Source organism: Nonomuraea lactucae (assembly GCF_003313395.1).
Taxonomy (GTDB): Bacteria; Actinomycetota; Actinomycetes; order Streptosporangiales; family Streptosporangiaceae; genus Nonomuraea; species Nonomuraea lactucae.
The window spans coordinates 1-6,258 of sequence record NZ_QNFZ01000855.1; the positions used below are offsets into that span (position 1 = coordinate 1).

The 6,258-nt window shown below is 74.6% G+C and carries 2 protein-coding genes; one reads left to right on the top strand and one right to left on the bottom strand.

What is annotated here, in order from left to right:
* Positions 1-103: 103 nt before the first annotated feature.
* Positions 104-5,116 carry a WD40 domain-containing protein gene (locus DQW85_RS29650; RefSeq protein ID WP_240197504.1) on the top strand — a complete coding sequence of 1,671 codons (5,013 nt, stop codon included), beginning with the start codon at positions 104-106 and terminating at the stop codon, positions 5,114-5,116.
* On the opposite strand, the gene DQW85_RS29655 is transcribed toward DQW85_RS29650, so the two are convergent.
* Positions 5,071-6,150: a pentapeptide repeat-containing protein gene (locus tag DQW85_RS29655; protein ID WP_113703137.1), complete on the bottom strand. Its 1,080-nt coding sequence runs from the start codon at positions 6,148-6,150 to the stop codon at positions 5,071-5,073. The two genes, DQW85_RS29650 and DQW85_RS29655, sit on opposite strands and share 46 nt — an antisense overlap.
* Positions 6,151-6,258 lie beyond the last annotated feature (108 nt).

The window sequence follows — 6,258 nt, forward strand, 5'->3', positions numbered from 1 at the left end:
CGGGGCCGTGCCGCCGCTCCAGCCGTCGCTCCCCCAGCCCGTGGAGCGCTCCCGGGCCCGGCGCGCCCCGGTCACGGCGCCGAAGTTCCCCCCGTCGGCGGCCATGGAGCGGCGGCGAGAGTCGCTCAGCGTCCTGCACATCGGCGGGCCCCGGTTCGGCCGGGCGCTGCCCGACCCGGGCGAGCCGTTCACGCCCGAGGACATGCAGGCGCGCATCTGGGGCGACCTGACCGCCATGTACGACCGGGGCATGCCGAGGCCCGACCTGATGCTCGTCGCCGGCGACCTGACCGAGTCGGGCAGCCTCGGGCAGTTCGGGCAGGCGACGCGGTTCCTCACCGGCCTGCGGCTGCTGCTCGGGCTGGAGCCGCACCGCCTGGTGATCGTGCCCGGCCCGCGCGACGTCACCAAGGCCGCGGCCAGCGCCTACTTCCTCACCTGCGAGGCCGACGACGTCAGCCCGCAGCCGCCCTACTGGCCCAAGTGGCGGCACTTCGCGGGCCTGTTCGGCGAGGTCTACCAGGGGCTGGACGACCGGGTGTTCGACGGCGGGCAGCCGTGGACGCTGTTCGAGGTGCCCGACCTGAAGGTGGCGGTGGCCGGGCTCAACTCCACGATGGCCATGAGCCACCTGGAGCGCGACGCGTACCCGCTGGTCGGTGAGACTCAGGCGGCCTGGTTCGCCGAGCGGCTGCGGCCGTACGAGGAGAGCGGCTGGCTGCGGCTGGGCGCGATGGGCCACCCGCCCTCGGCCCTGCGCGACGCCGCGGCGTACGAGCGGCTGCTGCCCCAGCGGCTCAACCTGCTCTTCCACGGCTCTCCCGAGATCGGCGAGGCGGGCCCGGCCACCCTGGCGGCGCCCCGCTCCGGCCGTCACCAGGTCGTCGAGATCACCTCCGGTGGCGCGCGCACGTGGCTGCCCGACCAGGAGCCGAAGCGCGTCTCGCACGCCTGGCGGGCCGCCCGCGCCACGTTCACCGGCGAGAGCCGGCCCGTCACGCCGCCGGAGCCGGAGGTCGCCGGGCGCGAGCCCAGCCCGGTGGAGCTGCTGCTCGACCGGATCGTCGAGGTGTGCGAGGCCAGGCACGAGCGGGCCAGGATCCGCAGGTTCGCGAGCCACCTGGTCGTCACCCATCCCGAGGACGGGTTCGTCCGCCAGACGATGATCGGCGCGCACGTGGGCGAGCTGGCCGCGGCCGACGCCGACGGCTTCGTCCAGCGGGCCCACGCCACCGGCCTGGCCGCCGAGCTGGTCTACCAGGGGCCGCCACCGCCCCGCCCGCTGCGCGACGATCTCATGCGCCACGGCGTGCGGCTGCGCAGCTTCACCGAGTTCCAGGGCCTGCTCGACCTGTCGGGTTACGTGGCCGAGCAGACGTCCAGGCTGACCACCGACCGCCGCTACCCGCCCAGCCTGTACGTCCCGCAGCGCTACCGCGAGCTCGACCGGCCCGGCCACCAGGTCAAGGGCGGGCTGACCGACGAGCTGCTGCGGCTGCTGTCGGCCGACCACGGCAGGTTCCTGCTGCTGCTCGGCGACTTCGGCCACGGCAAGACGTTCGCGCTGCGGGAGCTGGCCAGGCGCATCCCGGCCGAGCTGCCCCACCTGACGCCCATCCTGATCGAGCTGCGGGCGCTGGAGAAGGCGCACTCGGTCGACGCGCTCGTGGCGGCGCACCTGGCCGGCCACGGCGAGGAGTTCATCGACCTCAAGGCGTTCCGCTACCTGCTCAGGCAGGGGCGCATCGTGCTGCTGTTCGACGGCTTCGACGAGCTGGTCACGCGGGTCACCTACGACCGGGCGGCCGACCACCTGGCGACGTTACTCGCCGCGGCCGAGGACAAGGCGAAGATCGTGGTCGCCAGCCGCACCCAGCACTTCAAGTCCCACAGCCAGGTGCTGACCTCGCTCGGCGAGATGGTCGGGGTGCTGCCGCAGCGGCGGGTGCTCGGCGTCGAGGACTTCTCCCGCGACCAGATCCGCTCCTACCTCGACAACAGGTTCGACGACCACGGTGAGGCGTCGGCGCGCATGTCGCTGCTGGAGAGCATCGAGGACCTGCTCGACCTCGCGCAGAACCCGCGCATGCTGAGCTTCATCGCCGACCTCGACAGCGAGCGGCTGCGCGCCGTGGCCAGGGCCCGCCACACGATCAGCCCGGCCCTGCTGTACGAGGAGATCCTCGGCTCGTGGCTGGCCTTCGAGGAACGGCGGGCCAAGGTGCCCGGCTCAGCCGCGGGGCTCACCCTGGCAGAGCTGTGGGAGGCGGTGACGGCGCTCGCGCTGCGGCTGTGGGCCTCGGGCGAGGCGCTGCTGGGCCTGGACGAGCTGACCGAGTTCGCCGAGACGCTGACCGGCCTGGCGGGCGGCCAGCTGTCACCGGCGCACGCGGCGTACGCGGTGGGGTCGGGCAGCCTGCTGGTGCGCACCGACGAGGGCATGTTCGGGTTCATCCACTCCTCGGTCATGGAGTGGCTGATCGCCCGGCACGTCGCGGCCACCATGGACGCGCCGCTGACGCTGTCGCGCCGGCCGCTGTCGGCGCTGACCGTCGAGTTCCTGTGCGACCTGGCCGACGTGCGCACGCTGCAGGCATGGGTGGCCGATCCCCCCGCCGACGACGTGGCCCGCGCGAACGCGGTCAAGATCTCGGCCAGGCTGCGCACCCCCGCGCGAGCCGACCTGCGCGGCGCCAACCTCAAGGGCGAGGACCTGTCGGCGCGAGACCTGCAGGAGGTCGACCTGACCGGCGCCGACCTGACGGACACCACGCTGGCGGGCACCAACCTGTCCAGGGCCATCCTGCGCGGCGCCAAGCTGGTGGGCGCGCGGCTGGACGGCGCCCGGCTGACCGGGGCCGACCTGACGGGGGCCGACCTGTCCGGGGCCAGGCTGGCGGAGGCCGACCTGAGCGACGTGTCGGTCGAGGGCGCCCGCTGGCACCGCGCCACGCTGATCAACGTGACGGGCACCCTGCCGCACCTGCCCGGCGCGGCCGTGGTGCCCGGCCAGCCTGTCGAGGTGCAGCTGGCACCCGCGGCCATCGGGGTGCCGTACGGCTATCACTTCCAGACCAGCCGCCTGCCCGAGCCGCTCGCCTACAGCCCCGACGGGGGCACGATCGCGATCGGCAGCGAGGACGGCGGCGTGCTGCTGTGCGTGGGCGGATCGCCCGCACGCACCCTGCACGGCCACCGCGGCCGTGTCTACGCCGTCTCGTTCGCGGGCGACCTGCTCGCCACCGGCGCGAGCGACGGCGCCGTCCTGCTGTGGAACGCCCTGACCGGCGAGCCGCTGCGCAGGCTGACCGGCCACTCCGACGGCGTCTGGCCGGTACGGCTCAGCGCCGGCGGCGAGCTGGCCGCGGCGGGCGGCGGCGACGGCGTGGTCCGCGTCTGGGAGACCTCCGGCGGGCGGCTGGTCCACCGGCTCTCGGGGCACCAGGCGCCGGTCTACACGGCCTCGTTCGGCCACGCGGTGCTGGTTACGGGCGACTCGGCGGGCGTGGTGCGGGTCTGGGACCTCGACTCGGGCGTGGTGGTGGCGACCCTCGCCGGACATCGCGGCTCGGTCTTCCGCGCGGTGCACGGCCCCGACGGCTCGCTGCTCGCCACGGGCGACGAGGCCGGCACCGTACGGGTGTGGGACACCTCCACGTGGACGCTGCGCCACACGCTGACGGGGCACGTGGGCAGCGTCTACTGCGTGAGCTTCTCCCCCGACGGCTCGCTCCTGGCCACCGGCGACACCGCCGGCGCCGTGCGATTGTGGGACCCGGCCGCGGGCCAACCGCGGGGCGTGCACACCTCTCACGCCGCGGCCGTCTACCAGGTGACGTTCAGCCCCGACGGCCGGACCCTCGCCAGCGGCGACTCGGGCGGGATCGTCCGCCTGCAGGAGGTGGGCGGCACGGCCCGGGTGGAGCTGACCGGCCACCGCAGCTCGGTCTGGCCGTTCGCGTTCCGGCCCGACGGCGAGCAGCTCGCCACCAGCAGCAACGACGGCACCATCCGGCTGTGGGACCCCGCGTCCGGCAAGTGCCAGCGCGTCCTGCGCGGCCACGGCAGGCGCATCTCCTCCGTGCGGTTCAGCGCCGACGGGTCGCTGCTGGCCACCAGCGGCAACGACGGGGTCGTGCGGCTGTGGGAGCCGCGCACGGGGCGGCGGCTGCGCGAGGTCACCGGCACCGCCGACCGGCTGGTCTCCGCCGTCTTCTCGCCTGCCGGGCCGGTGCTCGCCACCTCCAGCAACGACGGCGGCGTCCACTTCTGGAACGTCGCCACCGGCGACTACGAGCGCGAGCTCAACGCCGAGACCGAGCACGTGTGGGCCGAGGCGTTCAGCCCCGACGGGTCGCTGCTGGCCACCGCCAACGACGACGACAGCGTGCGCATCTGGTACCGGGCCACGGGACGCCTGGTGAGCAACCTGCCCGACCACCGCGGCCGGGTGCGCTCGATCGCCTTCAGCCCCGACGGGCGCTACGTGGCGACCGGCTGCGACGACCGGCTGGTGCGCGTCTGGCACGTCGGGTCCGGCGGGCGGGTCGCCACCCTCGAAGGCCACCGTGACCGCGTCTACTCGGTGGTGTTCTCGCCATCGGGCGGCCACCTGGCGAGCGCGGCCAACGACGGGCTGGCCAAGGTATGGGAGCTGCGCCCCGGCCAGCCGTGGCAGCCGCTGCTGCGGCACACGCTCGACCAGCACACCGGGCGGCTGTGGTCCGTGGCGTTCAACGCCACCGGCGACCGGCTGGCCACCGGGGGCGACGACCTGGTCGTACGGGTCTGGGACGCGGCCACCGGAGAGCAGGTGCACGCCCTGACCGGCCACGCGCGGCGGGTGTGGTCGGTCGCCTACAGCCCCGTGTCGGGCCTGCTGGCGAGCGCGGGCGACGACGGCGTGGTCATCCTCTGGGAGGACGGCGAACGCCGCGCCACCCTGCTCGGGCTGCCGGAGGGCTGGGCGGCGCTGTCACCCGACGGGAGGTACAAGGTGCAGGGCGAGGTCAGCGGGCAGTTCTGGCACGTCATCGGGATGTCGAGGTTCGAGCTCGGCGAGCTGGACGCCTACCTGCCGGGAGTGCGCCAGGTGCCCCTGGACGCCCCCTTCTGAGGGCTCTTCTGACGGCTCTTCTCGTGGTCGGCCCGCTTGCCGCGGGGCCGCTGGGGCGTGGGCCCGGACGGCGGCCAGTGCTCCGGCCGGGTGAGCGAGGCAGGCAGCTTCGTGGCGCCGTCGCCCCTGGCGGAGTTGAGCTGCGCCTGGGTGAGGAAGACGCTTCCGGTGAGGTCGGCGCCGCCGAGGTCGGCCCCGCGCAGATCCGCCCCGATGAGGTCGGCCGTCCTCAGGTCGGCCCCGCGCAGGTCGGCTCCGATGAGGTAGGCGCCCCGCAGGTTCGCGCCCCGCAGGTCGGCGCCCTTGAGCCGGGCCCCGATGAGGTCGGCGCCCCGGCGGTCCTTGTCCCGGCGGTCCTTGTCCCGGGGGCCCTCTTCGCGGCGGTCCTCTTCGAGGCGGTCCTCTTCGCGGACGAGCTCGCTGGTGCGCAGCAGGAGCTCGTTGACGTCGTGCCGGTGGGCCGCCACGTCCAGCTCGGCCAGAGCGTCGGCGTCGCGGCGGGTGAGGGCCTCGGTCTCGTCCAGCGTGCGGCGGATCTCGCCGTGGATCGGGCGCGCCTGGGGCAGGGAGAGGGCCTCGGTCAGGTACCACAGAAGCTCGTGGAGCTGCCGCATGATCGGGAACACCCGGAACATCCGGCCCGCGGTCTCCGGCGCCCGCCGCCAGTCCATGCCGCCGAAGGTGACCTGGGAGACCTTCTGGCCGGCGCCGAAGCAGTCGTACACGGTGCAGCCCGGGAAGCCCTCCGGCCGCAGGCGCTCGTGGATGCCGCACTGGAAGTCGGCCTGGAGGTTGTGGCACGGCCGGCCGGCCTCCTTGTCGACGGCGAAGTCCGCCGAGGCCGAGAAGGGGAGGGCCACGCAGCACAGCGCGAAGCAGCTCCCGCAGTCGGCCCGCAACTCCCCCCGCTCGCGGCCGGGTCCGGCCCCACCGGGTCCGACCTCACCGGGTCCGACCTCGCCGTGCCGGACCTCACCAGGCCGGTCCCTCGCGGACCGCGCCGCGCCGGGCCGGGTGGCCGGGCCATCGGTCATGTGCTCACCGCCGTACTCCGCCTTCGCCACCGATCCGGACCGCCGCCAGCCTACCGGCCGCGCACCGGCGACCGTCGCGCGTACCCGCGCGGGCGGCGCGGCTCAGCC

What these genes read in the sequence shown, in the direction of transcription:
- DQW85_RS29650 (WP_240197504.1), top strand. Translation starts at nt 104, where the DNA reads ATGGAGCGGCGGCGAGAGTCGCTCAGCGTCCTGCACATCGGCGGGCCC.
- DQW85_RS29655 (WP_113703137.1), bottom strand. Translation starts at nt 6,150, where the DNA reads ATGACCGATGGCCCGGCCACCCGGCCCGGCGCGGCGCGGTCCGCGAGG.